Source organism: Flavobacterium sp., assembly GCF_024642105.1.
Classification (GTDB): domain Bacteria; phylum Bacteroidota; class Bacteroidia; order Flavobacteriales; family Flavobacteriaceae; genus Flavobacterium.
This window is the reverse complement of record NZ_JAHEBT010000058.1, coordinates 32,980-51,841: the sequence shown is the minus strand read 5'-3', so window position 1 is coordinate 51,841 and position 18,862 is coordinate 32,980. Positions and strand designations below refer to the sequence as shown.

Genomic DNA, 18,862 nt, shown 5'->3' with positions numbered 1-18,862 from the left:
AGATGTTAATAAAAAATTTTCCATACTAAACTAGTTTACGATATATTTGTAAAAAAGTATATCCCAAAAAATATAAAATATAACAGATGAAATTTATAGTATCGAGTTCGTACTTATTAAAGCAATTACAAGTTCTAGGGAGCGTTATCAATAGTAATAATACCTTACCTATTTTAGATAATTTCCTATTTGAATTGAACAACAATCTTTTGACGGTTTCAGCTTCTGATTTAGAGACTACCATGTCGGCTACTTTGGATATTGATTCTACCAGTCAGGGAAGTGTTGCTGTTCCTGCTAAATTGCTTTTGGAAATCCTTAAAACTTTTCCTGAACAACCGTTGACTTTTACCGTTGAAGAAAACAGTACCATCGAAATTAGTTCTAATTCTGGGAAATATGCTTTAGCGTATGCTCCAGGTGAAGAATTCCCTAAATCAGTTAACTTAGACGAGCCTTCTGTAACTTTAGTACCTGCTGATGTTTTAGCAACTGCTATTAGCAAAACTATTTTTGCTGCTGGAAACGATGATTTACGACCAGTAATGTCTGGAGTATTCTTTCAATTTTCTCCGCAAGGGTTGACTTTTGTTGCTACTGATGCTCATAAATTAGTCAAATATGCGCGTACTGATGTAACGGCTTCTCAAGTAGCTGATTTCATCATGCCAAAAAAACCTTTGAATATTTTAAAAAGTATTTTAGGGGCTTCAGATGCTGAAGTAAAAATTGAATACAACGATTCTAACGCCACTTTCTCATTTGATAATTATTTGTTGATGTGTCGTTTAATCGACGGAAAATATCCAAACTACGAAGCGGTTATCCCTAAAGAAAATCCAAACAAATTGATGATTGACCGTTCTCAATTCTTGAGTTCAGTTCGTCGTGTGGCAATTTTCTCTAACAAAACCACCCATCAAATCCGTTTAAAAATTGCGGGTGCTGAGTTGAACGTTTCTGCTGAAGACATCGATTACTCTAACAAGGCGGAAGAAAGATTGACTTGTGATTATCAAGGAGACGATATGCAAATTGGGTTTAACTCTCGTTTCTTAACTGAAATGTTGACTAATCTACAATCAGACATGATTATGTTAGAAATGTCATTGCCTAACCGTGCCGGAATCTTAACTCCAGTGGATGGTTTAGAAGAAGGAGAAACCGTTACGATGTTAGTAATGCCTGTTATGTTAAACGCTTAGAACTAACAACCAAAATTGAAATAAAAAACCGCTATTCTTTTTAGGATAGCGGTTTTTCTTTTTTATAAATATCATTCCATCGGAATGGATAAAATTGGAATTTCAAAATCGGTTGTTAATTTTTTAGTCAAACTTGGTTTAAACAGCCCTTCAAAGAATCCTCGTTTGTAAGGCAATAAAGTCAGCACATCAATATCTTTGTACATGATAAAATCTAAAATAGTAGCCTGAACATCATCGTTTTCTATTACAAAAAACTCAATTGGTTCTGATTTGAATTCCTCTTCCCATTTAGCAATCGTTGCTTTTGAAACATCTGAATCCGAAGTTTTAACATACAAACATTTTACTCTAGCTTTCGCTTTATGTGCCAATTCTAAAATAGATTGTAACGCTTTTTTGTCTTTGGCTCTAAATCGGGTGGTAAAACCAATTGTTTTTATTTTATTAAATTTAGCGTCGGAAGGAACACAAAAGACAGGAACGTCAACTTCTGTAACAACCGAAGCGGTATTTGTCCCAATAAAAAAACTATCCCAACCAGTAGCTCCAGAAGTTCCCATAACAACATAATCAATTTTATCTTCCTTAATTGATCCTTTTATATTGGAAACTAAATCACCATCTTTCAGTCGGTGAGACAACTTAATTTTGTCTAGATGATGAGCCTCTGCAATTGCTCTTAATTTTGGAATTTCATCTTTAAATAAATCAAATTCACTCAATTCTACCGAATCATAAATTGCAGCATAATTCTCTGGGAAAAATTGATTGTCGAATACGGGTAAATCAAAAGTGTGCAATAAAACAAGTTCGCCATGAACTATTTTTGCAAATTCTAAAGCATGAACAAAAGCATTATTAGCAGCTTCAGAAAAATCTGTGGGAAATAGAATCTTTTTCATTTTTATAATGTTTTTACAATTTACTACCTCTAAGTTAACGATAATAAATATTTTACAACATGATAATTATCAGTAATTTACATTTATTTAACATATAAAAAAGCTTACCCAACAATAATAATATATACCGACAGAGTTTTATTATCTTTGTGCTTTAGAATAATCAAAATGATGTATAACGATTCCATCGTAGCCTTAGCAACCCCTTCGGGGGCTGGAGCAATTTCAATAATTAGAATTTCGGGTCAAAATGCCATCGAGATTGGCGCTAGTGTTTTTAAATCTATCAAAAACAAAGATTTAACACAACAAAAAACCCATACCTTACATTTAGGACATATTATTGATGAGGGTAAAACTTTGGATGAAGTTTTGATTTCTATTTTCAAAGGACCTAATTCGTATACAGGCGAAAATACCATCGAAATTTCTTGTCACGGTTCCACTTACATTCAGCAACAAATTATCCAATTATTGCTTAGAAAAGGCTGTCGTATGGCCAATGCGGGTGAATTTACTCTAAGAGCCTTCTTAAACGGCAAATTAGATTTGTCACAAGCCGAAGCCGTTGCAGATTTGATTTCGTCAGACAACGAAGCTTCTCACCAAATTGCAATGCAACAAATGCGTGGCGGATTCTCTAACGAAATTGCCAAACTGCGTGAAGAATTGTTAAATTTTGCTTCGCTTATCGAATTGGAGCTAGACTTTGCAGAGGAAGATGTTGAGTTTGCCGACCGAACTCAATTTCACGAATTATTAAACCGAATTGAATTTGTTCTCAAAAGATTAATCGATTCTTTTGCCGTGGGAAATGTAATTAAAAACGGAATTCCCGTTGCTATTGTGGGCGAACCCAACGTGGGAAAATCTACTTTATTGAACGCTTTATTGAATGAAGAACGTGCTATTGTATCGGATATTGCAGGAACAACTCGTGATACTATTGAAGATGAGTTAGTCATTGGAGGAGTTGGTTTCCGATTTATAGATACAGCTGGAATTCGCGAAACCAAAGATGTGGTAGAAAGCATTGGTATCCAAAAAACATTTGAAAAAATTGAACAAGCTCAGGTAGTTTTATTTATAATTGATAGTTTACAATTGATAATTGATAATGAAAACAAGGTAAAAATTGAAATTGAAAAAATACGAAATCAGTTTCCACTAAAGCCTATAATTGTTGTAATCAATAAAGTTGATACATTAAATCCAGAAGATCGAATTAAATTAGAGCATCAATTATCAATTATCAATTATCAATTGTCAATTGAAATTTCTGCCAAACAAAAAACGGGCATAGACGAACTAAAAAATACTTTGCTATCTTTTGTCAATACAGGTGCTTTGCGTAATAACGAAACTATAGTAACTAATACACGTCACTACGATTCCTTACTTAAAGCGTTAGACGAAATTCAAAAAGTGAAATTTGGTTTGGAATCCAATTTATCTAGCGATTTAATGGCTTTGGATATTAAAGAAGCCTTGTATCATTTTGGACTAATTACAGGACAAGTCACTAACGATGAGTTACTTGGTAATATTTTTGCTAATTTTTGTATTGGAAAATAATATTATTAGCTTAATTTAATATTAATCCTTTAAAATATCGTTTATTAAGATTAATTCTTCTTCGGAAAAATGTGTGTTTTTTAATGATAGAATTGAATCTAAAATTTGTTCTTTCTTGCTTGAACCAATCAATACTGATGTAATTTTAGAATCACGCAATAACCATGCAAGTGCCATATGTGCTAATTTTTGTCCACGCTGTTTTGCTAATTCATTAAGTTTTGAAATCTTAATAATTTTCTCAGAAGTAATATGGTTCTCATTTAAGAAAATACCGCTTACAGCTATTCTAGAATCTTTAGGAATTCCATTCAAATATTTATCCGTAAGCAATCCTTGAGCTAGAGGAGAAAAAGCAATACAGCCGACATTTTCCTTTTCTAAAACATCCAATAGTCCGTTTTCTACATCACGAACAAACATTGAATATTTAGGTTGATGAATTAAGCAAGGAGTACCAAGTTGTTTTAGAATGTTTACCGCTTTTAATGTGTCTTGTGCATTATAATTAGATATTCCTACGTACAATGCCTTTCCTTGACGAACAATCAAATCAAGTGCAGACATAGTTTCTTCTAATGGTGTTTCATTATCTGGCCTATGATGATAAAAAATATCCACATAATCTAGATTCATTCTTTTGAGACTTTGATTAAGACTGGAAACTAAATATTTTTTAGACCCCCAATCTCCATAAGGTCCATCCCACATTGTATACCCAGCTTTAGTAGAAATAATCATTTCATCTCTATAACTCTTAAAATCTTGATTCAATATTACCCCAAAATTCTTTTCGGCAGAACCTGGGGGTGGACCGTAATTGTTTGCTAAATCAAAATGGGTAATGCCATTATCGAAAGCTGTTCTAATAAGATTTTTACTATTTTCAAAATCATTCACATTGCCAAAATTATGCCATAATCCTAATGATAAAGCTGATAATTTGATTCCGGAATTACCACAACGACGATATTCCATAGTTTCATAGCGATTTGACATCGGTGTATAAGTCATAAAAAAATAGCTTTAAATTGATATACTTAAATATAAAAACGTTACTAAAAGTATTATTTAAAAAATTAGTAACCAAATCTTATTTTCCAATTAATAATCACATCGTAAATATTAAATTTTGCATTAATCAATTATTGATTGTAAATTTGAACGGAGAGTATAGTTTTTCTTAAAACTAAGAATTAACGCTAAATATAAAGCATTTACAGAAACGATTATATGAAAAAATATTTTTTACATAACGGAACCGAAAGCTCAGGTCCTTTTAGCTTTGACGAATTAAAAACTCTGAAAATCACTAAAACGACCCCCGTTTGGTTCGAAGGTATGGAAAAATGGAAATATGCAGGAGATATAGCAGAACTTTACGAATTAGTTGCCATTACTCCGCCGCCTTTTCAAGTAGAAGAAGTACCCGCTCCACAACCTCCAAGAAGAGTTTCTAACGCAGCTTTTTTAGGACTTTCAAAAAATGGTTTCATTGGTGTAGTAGTCGTTATTCTAATCATCTCTACTGTTGTTTTTAATATCATCCAAAACAACCGAAGCGAAGAATTAGAAGCAAAAAACAAAAAGACATTACTTGAAAATAGACAATTTTTGCTACAACAAAAAGAAATTGAAGCCAAAGACAAACTAATTGAAGAACAAGAAAAAGCTGAAGCTGAACGTACAGCCAGAGAGAAAAAACAAACTATCACTGACCGCATCTCTGCCATAGAAAACGAAATGGCTGTAACCAAAGATGATTTAGATACTGCTAAAGAAAAATTGGCTAAAGCCAATGATTTCAAAGTATTGCGAACTTCGGCTGAAAAAAGCGAAGAGCTAAAAAAACTAAAACAAGAGATTGCAGATTTAGAAAAAGAATTGGAAGATTTAGAAGCTGAACAAAATCGATTGAATTTAGAATTGGATAAAATTAAATAAATCTAGGTTTCAAAATAATCACCATCAAGATAAAACCATTCTCCATTTTCAAATACAAATCGAGAATGCTCGTGATGCACTTGTAATTGCTTATCAGAGTCTAAATAATACGCTTTAAACGCTACAGTGGTTGGTGTAACATTAACTATTTTCAGTCGCTGCCATTGATTTTGAGTAGCCCAACTTAAAATATCCTCCCTTGCATAATATCTTCTATGAGAAGGAGCTGTAGTTGCAATTAAATAATCTGCATCCTGAACTACATAAGCGACATACCGTGAACGCATTAAAGCCTCGGCGGTTGTTGCTTTTTGTAATCCCAATACTATTGGCTGACAACATTTGTCAAAAGAAATAGCTGAGCCACAAAAACAACGTTGAATTGCCATTAATTCAGCTCGTTAATTTTTTGATGCAATTGATTCAATAACACTTGGTATTTACTGATTTCGATTAAGTCGGCATCATCATCTGAAAAATCAAGAAAATCATCCAGTTGTTGACTTATTTCTACCAATTTATTATTGGCTTCTTTGCCCTTTTTAGCTGCAATTAAATCAATTATTTTTTGTACTTCTTGTTGTAATAAATTGAAATCGTGGTGTTCCATATCGTAATTATTTATTTATTTCATCCTGCTTATTAGCATTGAATTGTTTGGTAATTTGTTTTAGTTTTTCTTTACGAGCCATCGCTGCTTTTTTAGCTTTATCTTGCTCTTTGTGCAATTTGTCGTTATGCTTTTTGATATTCTTTTCGTTATTTCTGCCCATAATTTAGAGTTGTTCTCGTTTAATTTCTTCCAATGACTTCTCAGTATGGATAAGTCCGTTAATAATCTTCATTCTTAAATCGTCTAAATCATCGTACTCAAAATACTTTGCCCAAGAAGTCAATTCAAATAAATTTCGAATTTGTTTGATTCTCTTGGCCGTTTCAAAACTCGTTCGAATCACTGCCTTTTGATTGTAAGTAGGATTGTTTTTGTGTTGGTAATTTACCGTTTTTTTTTCAAAATTAGCTTCTAAATAATACAATTTATCCGTAGCGTTATCGGGATAAAAACTGGTCCAAAGTGCAAACCCTAATTTGTGTTTTGTGGGCGACTCTATTTCCATTGGTTCTAATCTCCACTTGCTATTAGCGAGCCTACCCCAATGGTTTGACAATCGGTACATGCCTTCTTTTGTATAATAATACGAACTCCCCGCCTTACTTTCATATTGAACCGACAATCCTTCAATAGCAGCGATTGGCAATTCGTTAAAAACACAAAAAGTATTTTTAAACGCATTAGGACTGGGACGAAATTGTTTTACCATAGTACAAAAGTAAGTAGAATCTCCTTTTCAGCCTAAACAAACAATAATTGATTAAGTTTGCAGTCTAAAAATTATAAAATTCGAGATTATGTCTAAATCTTCACACGATAAAATGCTTCAAAAAGGAGTTTTTACAGGAATAATGGAACAGGATGAAAATGGCAACTACTTTTGCGGAGAATACCTTCTAGACTATAAATTGGCGCATGCCAATCATGCAGTTGGCGATTGGATAACGATAAAATCTATCATTGAAAATCCGAGTGACATCAGCTACAATCAATACCCTAAAAAGTCTAAAAACTTTGACAAGGCCAATAACAAGTCACAATATTAAATCGTACTAAGCGCCCTTTTTAATAATATTCTTTGGTCGAAAACCAAAAACTTAAAAAAAAGTGTACCTTTGCAAAAAATTTGTCGTTTTCGGATAAACAATCCATTACAAACAAACTAAAAGACAAATAGTTATCTTTATTTATGAAAAAAATAGTTGAATACCGTAAGTTATTAAATGTAGACAAAACTGTCGAACTTAAAGATTTAAAAACCATTTATCGTAATGCGATGAAAGATGCACATCCTGATAAATTTCAAGGTGATGAAGCAGGTTTAAAAGCGGCAGAAGAAAATAGTAAACAAATTATTGAAGCTTACCATTTCTTAGTAAGTATTAATCCTGAAACGATTAAACAAAACTTACCTGAGTATACTGAAACTATCGCTACTTCTACTATCACAGATTACAAATTTGTAGACGGACGATTAATCATCAATTTCTCAAACGGAAGTGTTTACGAATACATTAGTGTACCTAAAGCAACTTACGTAAAAATGGTGAATGCTGATTCTCCAGGACGTTTTGCTAAAAGACATATCTTGAATAACTTTACTTGGAGAAAAACCATCAACCAAGAATAAAATCTATTCAAAATTACAGTACAAAAGCACTCTATTTTAGGGTGCTTTTTTTATTGGAACTCATATTCAAACACTTCATTGGAATAAAGAAGCTCTTTATTTAACATAAAACAAAAACTATAACAAAAATTTAAGTTCAAAAAGTGGTAATAATTTATAATTTTAGATACTTTTGCCAACTTAAATCATTTAACAAACTTATAATGAAAAAAATAATTGTATTACTTTCTGCTACTGTAGTATTAGTTGCTTGTAGCAAAGCTGGTAAAGATGAGTACATCATTTCTGGTACTGCAAAAGGAGTTGAAAACGGGAAAACTATTATTCTTGAAACACAAGATGAAACAGGATTAGTAGCAAAAGATACTGTAAAAGTAGAGAATGGTAAATTTGAAATGAAAGGTAAAATTTCTGAACCTGCTTTCTACACTATCAAATTAGAAGGTATCCCTGCTCCAATTCCATTCATCTTGGAAAATGGAGAAGAGGTAACTATTGAAATCAATAAAGATAGCATCCAAAAATCAAAAGTTTCTGGAACATATAACAATGATGAATATGCTAAATTCAACGAAGAAATCACTAAGGTTCAAAAGAAACTAGTTGATTTTCAAACTAAAAATACGCCTGCCATGCAAGCTGCTCAACAAGCAAAAGATACTGTTGCTATCAACAAATTAATGCAAGAATTTGGTAGAATTCAACAAGAGGTGGGAGAAACTTCAAAAGCAAAATACTTAACGTATGCTGAGTCTCACCCAAAATCTTTCATCTCTGTACTAATCTTACAAGGTATTTTAAACGATCCTAGTACTGATATCAAAAAAGCAGAGGCCATGTTCAACAGCTTAGAAGAATCATTACAAAATACAAAACCTGGTAAAGCAGTAAAAGAAGCTTTAGGGAAGTTAAAAGCAGGTCCTGTTGCAGCACCATCTTTGGGAGGAGCTAAATGAAGAGCTGATTTTTCAGCACCTAATCCAGACGGTAAAGCAATTACTTTAAAAGAAAGTTTAGGCAAAGTTACTATTGTTGATTTTTGGGCTTCTTGGTGTGGCCCTTGTCGTAAGGAAAATCCAAATATGGTAGCCATTTATAAGGAGTTTCACTCCAAAGGGCTTAACATCGTTGGCGTTTCTTTAGACAAAGAAGCTAAGGCTTGGAAAGAAGCAATTGCCAAAGATCATTTGAATTGGACTCAGGTTTCTCACCTCAAACATTGGGCAGAGCCTATTGCAAGACAATATAACGTTGAATCTATTCCAGCAACATTCATTTTAGATGCTTCTGGAAAAGTAATTGCAAAAGATTTAAGAGGAACCGATTTACGCAATAAAATCGCAGCACTTTTAGCTAAATAAAGTCAGCAACAATTGAAAATAAAAAAATCTCCCAATGGGAGATTTTTTTATTTTATTCAATACCAACACATTAAAAATAATAGCAAAATTAAGTGCTATTTTAATTTGCAAACATCAAAACAGTTTATATATTTGCAACCGCTTAGACAAACAAAACGGCCTAGTCTAGGAAATGGGGAGATACTCAAGCGGCCAACGAGGGCAGACTGTAAATCTGCTGTGAAAACTTCGCAGGTTCGAATCCTGCTCTCCCCACAAAAAAGTCCCGATAATATCGGGACTTTTTTATTTATAACTCAAATTATAACTTTCCTAATCGCTGCATGATAAAAAGCACTATAATTGGAATGGTCAATAAAATAACCATTAAGGTGTGTTCTACTAATAATTGAGGTTGTTCAATGAGCGTAATTACATAACCACCGACAGCTCCTCCAAAATGGGCTGAATGTCCAATGTTGTCGTTTTGAGATTTCATTCCGTAAATTGAATACAGCAAGTACAAAATACCAAAAAGATATGCTGGAATGGGAACAACAAAGAACAGCCCTAACATCATATCAGGTTGCAGCAATATAGCCGAATACAAAACTCCCGTAACTGCTCCTGAAGCTCCAACAGCACGGTAACTATAGTTATTTTTATTAAAAATATAGGTCAATAAATTTCCAAAAACTAAACTTCCCATATAAATAAGAACAAAAGTCCAATTCCCTAAATAAGCTAAAACCAAAGGCGCAAAAAACCAGAGCGTCATCATATTGAATAGTAGATGCATCATATCCACATGCAAAAAACCAGAAGATAGCATCCTGATTTGTTCTCCTTTATGAATACTTCCAATATGGAATTCGTATTTTCTAAAAAAAGAAAGGTCATTAAATCCTTTATAACTTATCAAAACTGTAACTGCAATGAGTATTAGTAATATCATATTCATATCACTTTATTTATAGTGAATGGTAAAGATAGTGATTCAGCTAAATTGACGTTGTTCTATTTCAAATTTAAATTCTCATTTATTTTGAATTATATTTGTCAAAAATTACCGCATGCAATTTCTGATTTTTATACTAAGTTTTCCCTTGCTTTGGATTATTTCAATACTCCCATTTCGGCTATTCTATTGGTTTTCTGATTGTATTTATTTCGTAGTGTATTATATTATTGGATATCGAAAAAAAATAGTTCGTTATAATTTATCCATCGCACTACCCCATCTGACTGAGGAGAAGCGTTTAATTATAGAGAAAAAATTCTACCAACACATGTGTGACATGTTTTTAGAAATGATTAAAACCATGTCTATTTCATCGGCAGAAATGAATAAACGTTTTGTAATTACGAATATTGATTTAATTAAAGAATACGAACAGAAAGAGAAAAGTATAATATTATTAGCCTCTCATTATGCCAGTTGGGAATGGCTACTATCTATTAACGAAAGAACCAAATTCAAATGTATAGGAGTTTATAAAAAAATTAATAATCGCTACTTTGACGCACTTGTTCGAAGAATTAGATCGAAATTCAATTCTGAGTTAGTTACTACTAATAAAACAATTGCTTTAATCGCCGAAAACCAAGAAAAAGGGATTATGGGAATGTATGGGTTGGCAAGCGATCAATCTCCTCAAGTACATCGAACGTTTCATTGGCAAAAATTTATGGGAATAGAAGTTCCTGCTCATACTGGTGCCGAAATGTTGGCTAAACGCTACGATTTAGAAGTGGTTTTTGCAAAGGTAAAAAAAGTAAAAAGAGGCTATTATGAGGCTACATTTATTCCAATATGTGACAACCCAAAATCCATTCCTGATTATAAAATTACAGATACTTATCTAAAAGAAGTAGAGCAACAAATTCTAGAAGCACCCGAATATTATTTTTGGACACACAAAAGATGGAAACATCGTAGGGGATAGATAAAAAAATCCCCTTTCTTTTCAGAAAGGGGATTTTTATTTACAATAGTAATCCAATTAAATTCCTGCGATTATTTTTATCTCATCAATGATTCGCAATGCTAATACATCGGCTTCTTGTTGTGAAGGAGCTTCGGTATAGATTCTGATGATAGGTTCTGTATTCGATTTTCTCAAATGCACCCATTCGGTAGCAAAATCAATTTTTACTCCATCAATCGTCGTAATGTCTTCATTTTTATATTTATCAGTCATAGCAACCAAAATAGCATCTACATCAATTTGAGGAGTCAACTCAATTTTATTTTTGCTCATATAGTATTCTGGATACGACGCACGTAAAGCCGAAACTGTCATTTTTTTGTTAGCCAAATGTGTTAAAAACAAAGCGACTCCAACCAAACTATCGCGTCCATAATGCAATTCAGGATAAATAATTCCGCCATTTCCTTCACCTCCAATAACCGCGTTATTCTTTTTCATTAACTCCACTACATTCACTTCGCCCACGGCACTGGCTTCATAGCTTCCCTTGTGAGCATTGGTCACATCACGCAAAGCACGAGACGAAGACATATTCGAAACGGTGTTACCAGGAGTTTTGCTCAATACATAATCGGCGCAAGCCACCAAAGTATATTCTTCACCAAACATTTCGCCATCTTCAGAAATGAAAGCCAAACGATCTACATCGGGATCTACTACAATCCCAAGGTGCGCTTTTTCTTTGACAACCAATTCTGAAATATCAGTCAAATGCTCTTTCAACGGTTCTGGATTGTGTGGAAAATGTCCGTTAGGCTCGCAGTATAATTTGACTACTTCAACACCCATTAATTCTAATAATTTTGGAATAATAATACCTCCTGAAGAATTTACACCGTCGACTACTACTTTGAATTGAGCCTCTTTTACAGCAGCTACATCTACTAAAGGCAAATTCAATACCTCATCAATATGAATGTCCATATAAGCATCATTTTCTACAATAGTTCCTAGCGAATCTACATCTGAAAAATCAAAAGCTTCTGCTTCAGCAATTTCTAAGATTTTTTCTCCTTCCCCTCCATTTAAAAATTCCCCTTTTTCGTTTAATAACTTCAAAGCGTTCCATTGTTTTGGATTATGAGAGGCGGTCAAAATAATCCCTCCGTCTGCTTTTTCTAAAGGCACGGCTACTTCAACCGTTGGCGTAGTGGATAGTCCCAAATCAATGACATCAATTCCAAGTCCAACCAAAGTATTCACTACTAAATTATGAATCATTGGCCCCGAAATTCTAGCATCACGACCAATCACTACTGATAATTTATCTTTGCCCGAATAATTTTTCAACCAAGTTCCATAGGCCGAAGCAAATTTCACTGCATCAACTGGAGTCAGGTTATCTCCTACTTTACCTCCGATTGTTCCTCGAATTCCTGAGATTGATTTTATTAAAGTCATCTGTATCTGAATTAAAATTTTGTTTAGAAATACAAATATAAAAGTTCGCGTTTAGCTAAACGAGATATTTCTTAAGTTTTTATCAAAAATGAAATTCTTTTATAAACTGAACTTTGTATATTTGGAAAGCAACAACTTGAAAAAACTATGAATTTCCTTGCTCATATTCATCTTTCTGGAGAAAACGAATTCATCAAAATTGGCAATTTTATGGCCGATGGAGTTCGAGGAAAACAATATGAACATTTTCCTCCAGCAATTCAAAAAGGAATTTTGTTGCATCGAGCCATTGATACTTTTACTGATGCGCATCCGATTTTCAGACAAAGTACTAAAAGGCTGCATGCACGTTACCATCACTATGCTGGAGTTATCGTTGATATGTATTACGACCATTTTTTAGCCAAAAACTGGTCCAATTACCACCCTGAAAATTTAGACCTTTATGCCAATACCTTTTACCAATCCTTATTAGACAATCATACACTTTTGACTACTAAAACACAAAACATTTTGCCTTATATGATGGAATACAATTGGCTAGTAAGTTACCAATCCATATCGGGTTTAGAACGTATTTTGAGTCAAATGGATCACCGCACCAAAAATCAATCTTTGATGCGATTTGCAACCGAAGAACTTATTACTTACTATGATGAATTTGAAACAGAATTTTCACTTTTTTATAAAGAAATACAACTATTTTCAAAAGATAAATTAATTGAAATCAAGCTACTATTTCCTTAATCCAATATAATGAACTTTATTACCGAATTAGAAAACGAATTCAAGACCAAGCAACATCCAGAAAATGCTTTGCCCATGGCAAAATACATGAAGGATTTATTTCCGTTTTTTGGAATCAAAACAGACGAAAGAAGAGCCATTTTTAAATCTGTTTGTAAAAAATACTCAACTGAAATTAATAACAATGTAAGAGCAATTGGTTGGGAACTTTTTTTGAAAAAAGAACGTGAACTTCAATATTGCGGTATTGAAATCATTATTAAGACTCTAAAAAACAAATATGTAGTTGAAGATATCATTTGGATTGAAAAATTATTGATTACCAATTCTTGGTGGGATAGTGTAGATACGATTTCAAAATTCATGCTTGGTGCTTATTTGCAACAATTTCCATCTGAAATCCCCACTGTTGTAGAACGATTTTCAAATGCGGAAAATAGGTGGTTGAACCGAAGTGTGATCTTATTCCAACTAGGCTACAAATCAAAAACTGATTTCAAGTTACTGCAATCATTATGCTTAAAACACAGTCATTCCAATGAATTTTTTATTCGGAAAGCAATTGGTTGGGCGCTGCGAGAATATGCTAAGACCGATTCAGAAGCAGTTCGAAAATTTGTATTACAATCGAACTTAAAGCCTTTGAGTAAAAAAGAAGCTTTAAAAAATATTTAATTGTAATTTAGCGCACTGAAAAAAACTCTAATGCTCAAGAAAGCTTTACATAAAATAGAACAAACTATCGCTTGGTCAAGATCAAAATTAGGCGATAAGCAATTCATCTTTCTATCGGCTGTTCTTGTTGGTATATCGGCAGCGTTTGCTGTAATTGTGCTAAAAGCTTTTGCTCACTGGGTATTTACCTTTGCTACGTATGTCAGTCGGATTCTAAAATTAGGTTTTTTCAACAGTATTTTACCTATTATCGGGATTCTATTAACCGTTTTTGTAATCAAAAAATTCTTAAGCGGCACTATCCAAAAAGGGACTTCCCAAATCCTGTATGCGGTGGCCAAAAAAGCCAGTATTATCCCAAGAAAACAAATGTATGCACAAATCATCACCAGCTCGTTAACCGTTGGTATGGGTGGTTCTGCCGGGCTAGAAAGTCCCATTGTAATTACGGGTGCTGCTTTTGGCTCTAATTTTGCCCAGAAATACCGATTAAGTTATAAAGATAGAACCTTACTTATTGGATGTGGCGTTGCTGCTGGTATCGCAGCCGCTTTTAACGCGCCTATTGCCGGAGTTTTATTTGCCATTGAAGTTCTTTTGGTAGACGTAAGTATTTCGGCTTTCACCCCCATTATGATTGCTGCGGCTACGGGAGCTTTAGTTTCTGTAATTGTGTTAGACGAAAGCATTTTACTTTCCTTCAAACAACAAGAAGATTTTAACTATCATAACATTCCGTTTTATGCGTTTTTAGGCGTTTTTACAGGTTTGATTTCTATTTATTATTCTCGAAATTTTCAACGAGTAGAACATTTTTTCAGTCGTCTAAAATTAGGCCCTTACAAAAAAGCCCTTTTTGGTTCTACCCTTTTGGCTATTTTGATTTACGTATTCCCTACTCTTTTTGGCGAAGGGTATGAAAGCATCCGAATTTTATCTGAAAGCGATCCTGGACAATTATTAGAAGACACTCTGTTTAGTGGATTCAGAAACAATAGCTGGGTACTTTTACTCTTTGTTGGCTGCACCATGATGCTTAAGGCTTTTGCTTCGGGCTTAACTATCGGTAGTGGAGGTAATGGAGGGAACTTTGCCCCATCACTATTTTTAGGGTCGTATGTTGGTTTTTTCTTTTCTAAGTTCATTAACCTTATTGGGCTAGCCAAATTACCCATCAGCAATTTCACTTTAGTAGGAATGGCTGGTATATTAAGTGGTTTGTTTCATGCCCCTTTAACCGCTATTTTCTTGATTGCTGAAATTACGGGTGGTTATAACCTAATGATTCCTTTGATGATTGTTTCCTCGATTAGCTTTGCTATTTCAAAACGTTTCGAAAAACACTCTATGGATGTGAAGAATTTAGCCAAGAAAGGTCACGCCTTTACTAGCAACAAAGACGCTAATGTATTATCTACTTTGGATACTAATTCCATCATTCAAACGGATTATTTAACCGTTTCACCTAATGAAAATTTGGACAAATTAGTCGACTTAATTTCTAATTCTACTCAAGTTGTTTTCGCAGTGGTGAATTTGGAAAATGAATTGGTTGGTGTAGTCTATTTCAATGACATCAAAGAAATTATTTTCAATACCTACCGAGTGAAGTACACCCAAATTAAAGAAATCATGACTGCTCCCAAACAAATCATCACTCCAGAAGATAGTATGGAAGTGGTTATGAATAAATTTGAGCAAACTAAAATGGCCTTCTTACCCGTACTCAAAAACGGTAAATACTACGGATTCATTTCTAAATCACTCGCCTTAGAGGCTTATCGTACCAAACTAAAATCGATGACGATTGAGTAGTACATTGGAAATTAAGAATCAATTCGGATTTTAATTCTCTGTTTTACTCCCTATTTTAACATAAACTTCGCTTGTGTTGTACCAAAAGAATCAATCAAAATGGTAACTTTGTTTTTTTGCAAAAATTATGTTAGACACAAACAATACTATCGACGTTCAAGGCGCACGCGTTCACAATCTAAAAAACATTGATATTGCTATCCCTCGGGAGCAATTAGTCGTGATCACTGGGCTTTCGGGTTCCGGAAAATCATCTTTAGCTTTTGATACTATTTATGCCGAAGGACAACGTCGTTATATCGAAACCTTCTCTGCGTATGCACGACAGTTTTTAGGAGGTTTAGAACGCCCGGATGTAGATAAAATTGACGGCCTTTCACCCGTAATTGCCATTGAGCAAAAAACAACCAGCAAGAGTCCGCGCTCGACTGTGGGAACCATTACTGAAATCTATGACTTTTTGCGTTTGTTGTATGCCCGTGGCGCTGATGCTTACAGTTACAATACGGGAGAAAAAATGGTTTCGTACTCTGACGAGCAAATCAAAGAGTTGATTATTCAGGATTTTACAGGAAAACGAATCAATATTTTAGCACCTATTATTCGTGCTAGGAAAGGGCATTATGCTGAACTTTTCCAACAAATAACCAAACAAGGGTTTTTAAAAGTTCGTGTGAACGGAGAAATTCAGGATTTGGTTAGCGGCATGAAACTAGACCGTTACAAAACCCACGATATTGAAATCGTGGTGGACAGACTCGTTGTGGATAGCAGCGAAGACAACCAAAAACGACTATCAGAAAGTATCAATACCGCCATGCACCACGGCGAAAATGTGTTGATGGTTTTAGACCAAGACTCCAACGAAGTGCGTTATTTCAGTCGGAATTTAATGTGTCCGACGACGGGAATTTCGTATCAAAATCCAGAACCTAATTTATTTTCTTTCAATTCGCCAAAAGGTGCTTGTGCGCATTGTAACGGATTGGGAACTGTAAATGAAATCAATCGTAAAAAAATCATCCCGAATCCGAAATTATCGATTAAAAATGGAGGTTTTGCGCCTTTGGGCGAATACAAATCGTCTTGGATTTTCAAGCAATTGGAAATCATTGGCGAAAAATACGGTTTCAAATTGACCGATGCGGTGGAAACCATTTCAGAAGAAGCGATGGAAATGATTTTGAACGGCGGAAAAGAGAAGTTTACCATCAATTCAAAAGATTTAGGCGTAGCCAGAGAATACAAAATTGACTTTGAAGGAATTACTCATTTTATCAAAAACCAACACGACGAGAGTGGTTCAAGCACAATTAAACGTTGGGCTAAAGAATTCATGGACGAAGTAAAATGTCCTGAATGTGAAGGTTCGCGATTGAAAAAAGAAGCTTTATTCTTTAAAGTAAACGATAAAAACATTGCTGAATTAAGCGATTTAGATATTTCGGATTTGACGGCTTGGTTTCAAGAGTTAGAAAGTCATTTATCTGACAAACAAAAAGCGATTGCCTCTGAAGTCATTAAAGAAATCAAAGACCGATTGGCTTTCTTGATGAATGTGGGATTGAATTATTTGGCGTTAAGCCGAAGTTCAAAATCCCTTTCGGGAGGTGAAGCACAGCGCATCCGATTGGCGACACAAATTGGTTCTCAATTAGTGGGTGTGTTGTATATTTTGGACGAGCCGAGTATTGGTTTGCACCAAAGAGACAATGAAAAACTAATTCATTCTTTGGAACAATTGCGTGATATTGGCAATTCGGTTTTAGTAGTAGAACACGACAAAGACATGATTGAACGTGCGGATTATGTGATTGACATTGGTCCGAAAGCAGGGAAATTTGGCGGCGAAATCATCAGTCAGGGAACACCTGCTGAGATTTTAAAAAGCAATACAATTACTGCTCAGTTTTTGAATGGGGATATGAAAATCGAAGTTCCTAAAAAGCGTCGCGAAGGCAATGGTAAATTTTTGAAACTAACAGGCGCCACCGGAAATAATTTAAAAAATGTTTCTGTTGAATTGCCTTTAGGTCAACTCATTTGCGTGACGGGAGTTTCAGGAAGTGGAAAATCGACTTTGATTAACGAGACCCTCTACCCTATTTTGAATGCCTATTATTTCAACGGAGTTAAAAAACCGCAGCCGTATAAAAAAATTGAAGGTTTAGAGCATATTGACAAAGTAATCGATATTGACCAAAGTCCGATTGGGCGAACACCAAGGTCAAACCCTGCTACCTATACCGAAGTATTCTCGGAGATTCGAAATCTGTTTACCATGACTTCAGAAAGTATGATTCGAGGTTATAAAGCAGGTCGTTTTAGTTTTAATGTGAAAGGCGGTCGTTGCGAAACTTGTGAAGGATCAGGGGTTCGAACCATTGAAATGAATTTTTTACCCGATGTGTATGTAGAGTGTGAAACTTGTCAGGGCAAACGTTTTAACAGAGAAACCTTGGAAATTCGTTACAAAGGAAAATCCATTTCGGATGTACTGAATATGACGGTAGATGAGGCAGTACCTTTCTTTGAAAACATACCGAAGATTTACAGAAAAGTAAAAACCATTCAAGAAGTAGGATTGGGCTACATTACCTTGGGACAACAAAGTACAACACTCTCTGGAGGCGAAGCACAACGCATCAAACTAGCAGGCGAATTGTCTAAAAAAGATACTGGAAACACTTTTTACATTTTAGACGAACCTACAACAGGACTTCATTTTGAAGACATTCGGGTATTGATGGATGTTATCAATAAACTGGTTGACAAAGGCAATACCATTCTGATTATTGAACATAATATGGACGTAATCAAACTAGCGGATTATATCATTGACATTGGCCCTGAAGGTGGAAAAGGCGGTGGTCAACTCGTTGCTAAAGGAACTCCTGAAGAAATTAGTAAAAATAAAAATAGTTATACTGCGCAGTTTTTGAAAAAAGAATTGATGTAATTCCCCTCCACTGGAGGGGTGCCTGAAAGGCGGGGTGGTTATTTTATTATATTCAACCTATA

General features: G+C 34.4%; 19 protein-coding genes, 1 tRNA gene and 1 pseudogene. 13 read left to right on the top strand and 8 right to left on the bottom strand.

The features are described 5' to 3' along the window. Positions 1-86 precede the first annotated feature (86 nt). Positions 87-1,205 carry a DNA polymerase III subunit beta gene (gene dnaN, locus Q0L65_RS13955; RefSeq protein ID WP_229324745.1) on the top strand — a complete coding sequence of 373 codons (1,119 nt, stop codon included), beginning with the start codon at positions 87-89 and terminating at the stop codon, positions 1,203-1,205. Between the two features lie 71 nt (positions 1,206-1,276). On the opposite strand, the gene Q0L65_RS13950 is transcribed toward dnaN, so the two are convergent. Further along, positions 1,277-2,110, bottom strand: coding sequence for a universal stress protein (locus tag Q0L65_RS13950; protein WP_296687482.1), 834 nt, complete (start codon positions 2,108-2,110; stop codon positions 1,277-1,279). A gap of 168 nt (positions 2,111-2,278) precedes the next feature. On the opposite strand from Q0L65_RS13950, the gene mnmE reads away from it, so the two are divergent. Further along, complete coding sequence (gene mnmE, locus Q0L65_RS13945) at positions 2,279-3,685, top strand: tRNA uridine-5-carboxymethylaminomethyl(34) synthesis GTPase MnmE (RefSeq protein WP_296687479.1); 1,407 nt, start codon at positions 2,279-2,281, stop codon at positions 3,683-3,685. 21 nt (positions 3,686-3,706) lie between these two features. On the opposite strand, the gene mgrA is transcribed toward mnmE, so the two are convergent. Further along, positions 3,707-4,699: an L-glyceraldehyde 3-phosphate reductase gene (mgrA, locus tag Q0L65_RS13940; protein WP_296687476.1), complete on the bottom strand. Its 993-nt coding sequence runs from the start codon at positions 4,697-4,699 to the stop codon at positions 3,707-3,709. Between the two features lie 219 nt (positions 4,700-4,918). Between mgrA and Q0L65_RS13935 the strand changes: the two genes are divergently transcribed. Next, entirely contained in the window at positions 4,919-5,629 is a 711-nt protein-coding gene (locus tag Q0L65_RS13935; protein WP_296687473.1) for a GYF domain-containing protein, read from the top strand. Positions 5,630-5,631: 2 nt separating this feature from the next. Here the strand turns inward: Q0L65_RS13935 and Q0L65_RS13930 are convergent, their stop codons facing one another. The 4 genes from Q0L65_RS13930 to Q0L65_RS13915 are packed head-to-tail and all read right to left on the bottom strand — an operon-like array spanning position 5,632 to position 6,951. Beyond that, positions 5,632-6,018, bottom strand: a complete 387-nt coding sequence (locus Q0L65_RS13930) for a YchJ family metal-binding protein (protein ID WP_296687470.1) — start codon at positions 6,016-6,018, stop codon at positions 5,632-5,634. Beyond that, the gene (locus Q0L65_RS13925; protein ID WP_296687468.1) at positions 6,018-6,239 is read right to left on the bottom strand and encodes a hypothetical protein; all 222 of its coding nucleotides are present in this window, start codon (positions 6,237-6,239) and stop codon (positions 6,018-6,020) included. The genes Q0L65_RS13930 and Q0L65_RS13925 overlap by 1 nt, the downstream gene beginning before the upstream one ends. A 7-nt stretch (positions 6,240-6,246) precedes the next feature. Further along, positions 6,247-6,402, bottom strand: a complete 156-nt coding sequence (locus Q0L65_RS13920; RefSeq protein WP_296687465.1) for a hypothetical protein — start codon at positions 6,400-6,402, stop codon at positions 6,247-6,249. Positions 6,403-6,405: 3 nt separating this feature from the next. Further along, the gene (locus Q0L65_RS13915; RefSeq protein ID WP_296687463.1) at positions 6,406-6,951 is read right to left on the bottom strand and encodes a hypothetical protein; all 546 of its coding nucleotides are present in this window, start codon (positions 6,949-6,951) and stop codon (positions 6,406-6,408) included. 88 nt (positions 6,952-7,039) lie between these two features. Between Q0L65_RS13915 and Q0L65_RS13910 the strand changes: the two genes are divergently transcribed. From Q0L65_RS13910 to Q0L65_RS13890, 5 genes and pseudogenes are all read left to right on the top strand, one after another. Further along, positions 7,040-7,288, top strand: coding sequence for a hypothetical protein (locus tag Q0L65_RS13910; RefSeq protein ID WP_296687462.1), 249 nt, complete (start codon positions 7,040-7,042; stop codon positions 7,286-7,288). 143 nt (positions 7,289-7,431) lie between these two features. Further along, a complete protein-coding gene (locus tag Q0L65_RS13905) occupies positions 7,432-7,872 on the top strand; it encodes a KTSC domain-containing protein (protein ID WP_296687460.1) in 441 nt (146 codons plus the stop codon). 203 nt (positions 7,873-8,075) lie between these two features. Continuing rightward, positions 8,076-8,828 (top strand): DUF4369 domain-containing protein, encoded by a 753-nt coding sequence (locus Q0L65_RS13900; RefSeq protein WP_296687458.1) that lies wholly within the window; start codon positions 8,076-8,078, stop codon positions 8,826-8,828. Positions 8,829-8,846: 18 nt separating this feature from the next. Next, positions 8,847-9,233, top strand: a pseudogene (locus Q0L65_RS13895) (TlpA disulfide reductase family protein); the annotation flags it as partial. A 174-nt stretch (positions 9,234-9,407) separates the two neighbouring features. After that, a tRNA-Tyr gene (locus Q0L65_RS13890) sits at positions 9,408-9,488 on the top strand. Positions 9,489-9,534: 46 nt separating this feature from the next. Here Q0L65_RS13890 and Q0L65_RS13885 read toward each other — a convergent pair. After that, positions 9,535-10,173, bottom strand: a complete 639-nt coding sequence (locus Q0L65_RS13885) for a rhomboid family intramembrane serine protease (RefSeq protein WP_296687456.1) — start codon at positions 10,171-10,173, stop codon at positions 9,535-9,537. Positions 10,174-10,285: 112 nt separating this feature from the next. On the opposite strand from Q0L65_RS13885, the gene Q0L65_RS13880 reads away from it, so the two are divergent. Continuing rightward, the gene (locus Q0L65_RS13880; RefSeq protein WP_296687454.1) at positions 10,286-11,158 is read left to right on the top strand and encodes a lysophospholipid acyltransferase family protein; all 873 of its coding nucleotides are present in this window, start codon (positions 10,286-10,288) and stop codon (positions 11,156-11,158) included. 57 nt (positions 11,159-11,215) lie between these two features. On the opposite strand, the gene glmM is transcribed toward Q0L65_RS13880, so the two are convergent. Beyond that, the gene (gene glmM, locus Q0L65_RS13875; protein ID WP_296687452.1) at positions 11,216-12,604 is read right to left on the bottom strand and encodes a phosphoglucosamine mutase; all 1,389 of its coding nucleotides are present in this window, start codon (positions 12,602-12,604) and stop codon (positions 11,216-11,218) included. Positions 12,605-12,751: 147 nt separating this feature from the next. Between glmM and Q0L65_RS13870 the strand changes: the two genes are divergently transcribed. From Q0L65_RS13870 to uvrA, 4 genes are all read left to right on the top strand, one after another. After that, complete coding sequence (locus Q0L65_RS13870) at positions 12,752-13,351, top strand: ACP phosphodiesterase (protein WP_296687449.1); 600 nt, start codon at positions 12,752-12,754, stop codon at positions 13,349-13,351. Positions 13,352-13,360: 9 nt separating this feature from the next. Continuing rightward, positions 13,361-14,026 carry a DNA alkylation repair protein gene (locus tag Q0L65_RS13865; RefSeq protein ID WP_296687446.1) on the top strand — a complete coding sequence of 222 codons (666 nt, stop codon included), beginning with the start codon at positions 13,361-13,363 and terminating at the stop codon, positions 14,024-14,026. 30 nt (positions 14,027-14,056) lie between these two features. Next, a complete protein-coding gene (locus Q0L65_RS13860; RefSeq protein WP_296687443.1) occupies positions 14,057-15,841 on the top strand; it encodes a chloride channel protein in 1,785 nt (594 codons plus the stop codon). A 127-nt stretch (positions 15,842-15,968) separates the two neighbouring features. Beyond that, positions 15,969-18,800 (top strand): excinuclease ABC subunit UvrA, encoded by a 2,832-nt coding sequence (gene uvrA / locus Q0L65_RS13855; RefSeq protein ID WP_296687441.1) that lies wholly within the window; start codon positions 15,969-15,971, stop codon positions 18,798-18,800. Positions 18,801-18,862 lie beyond the last annotated feature (62 nt).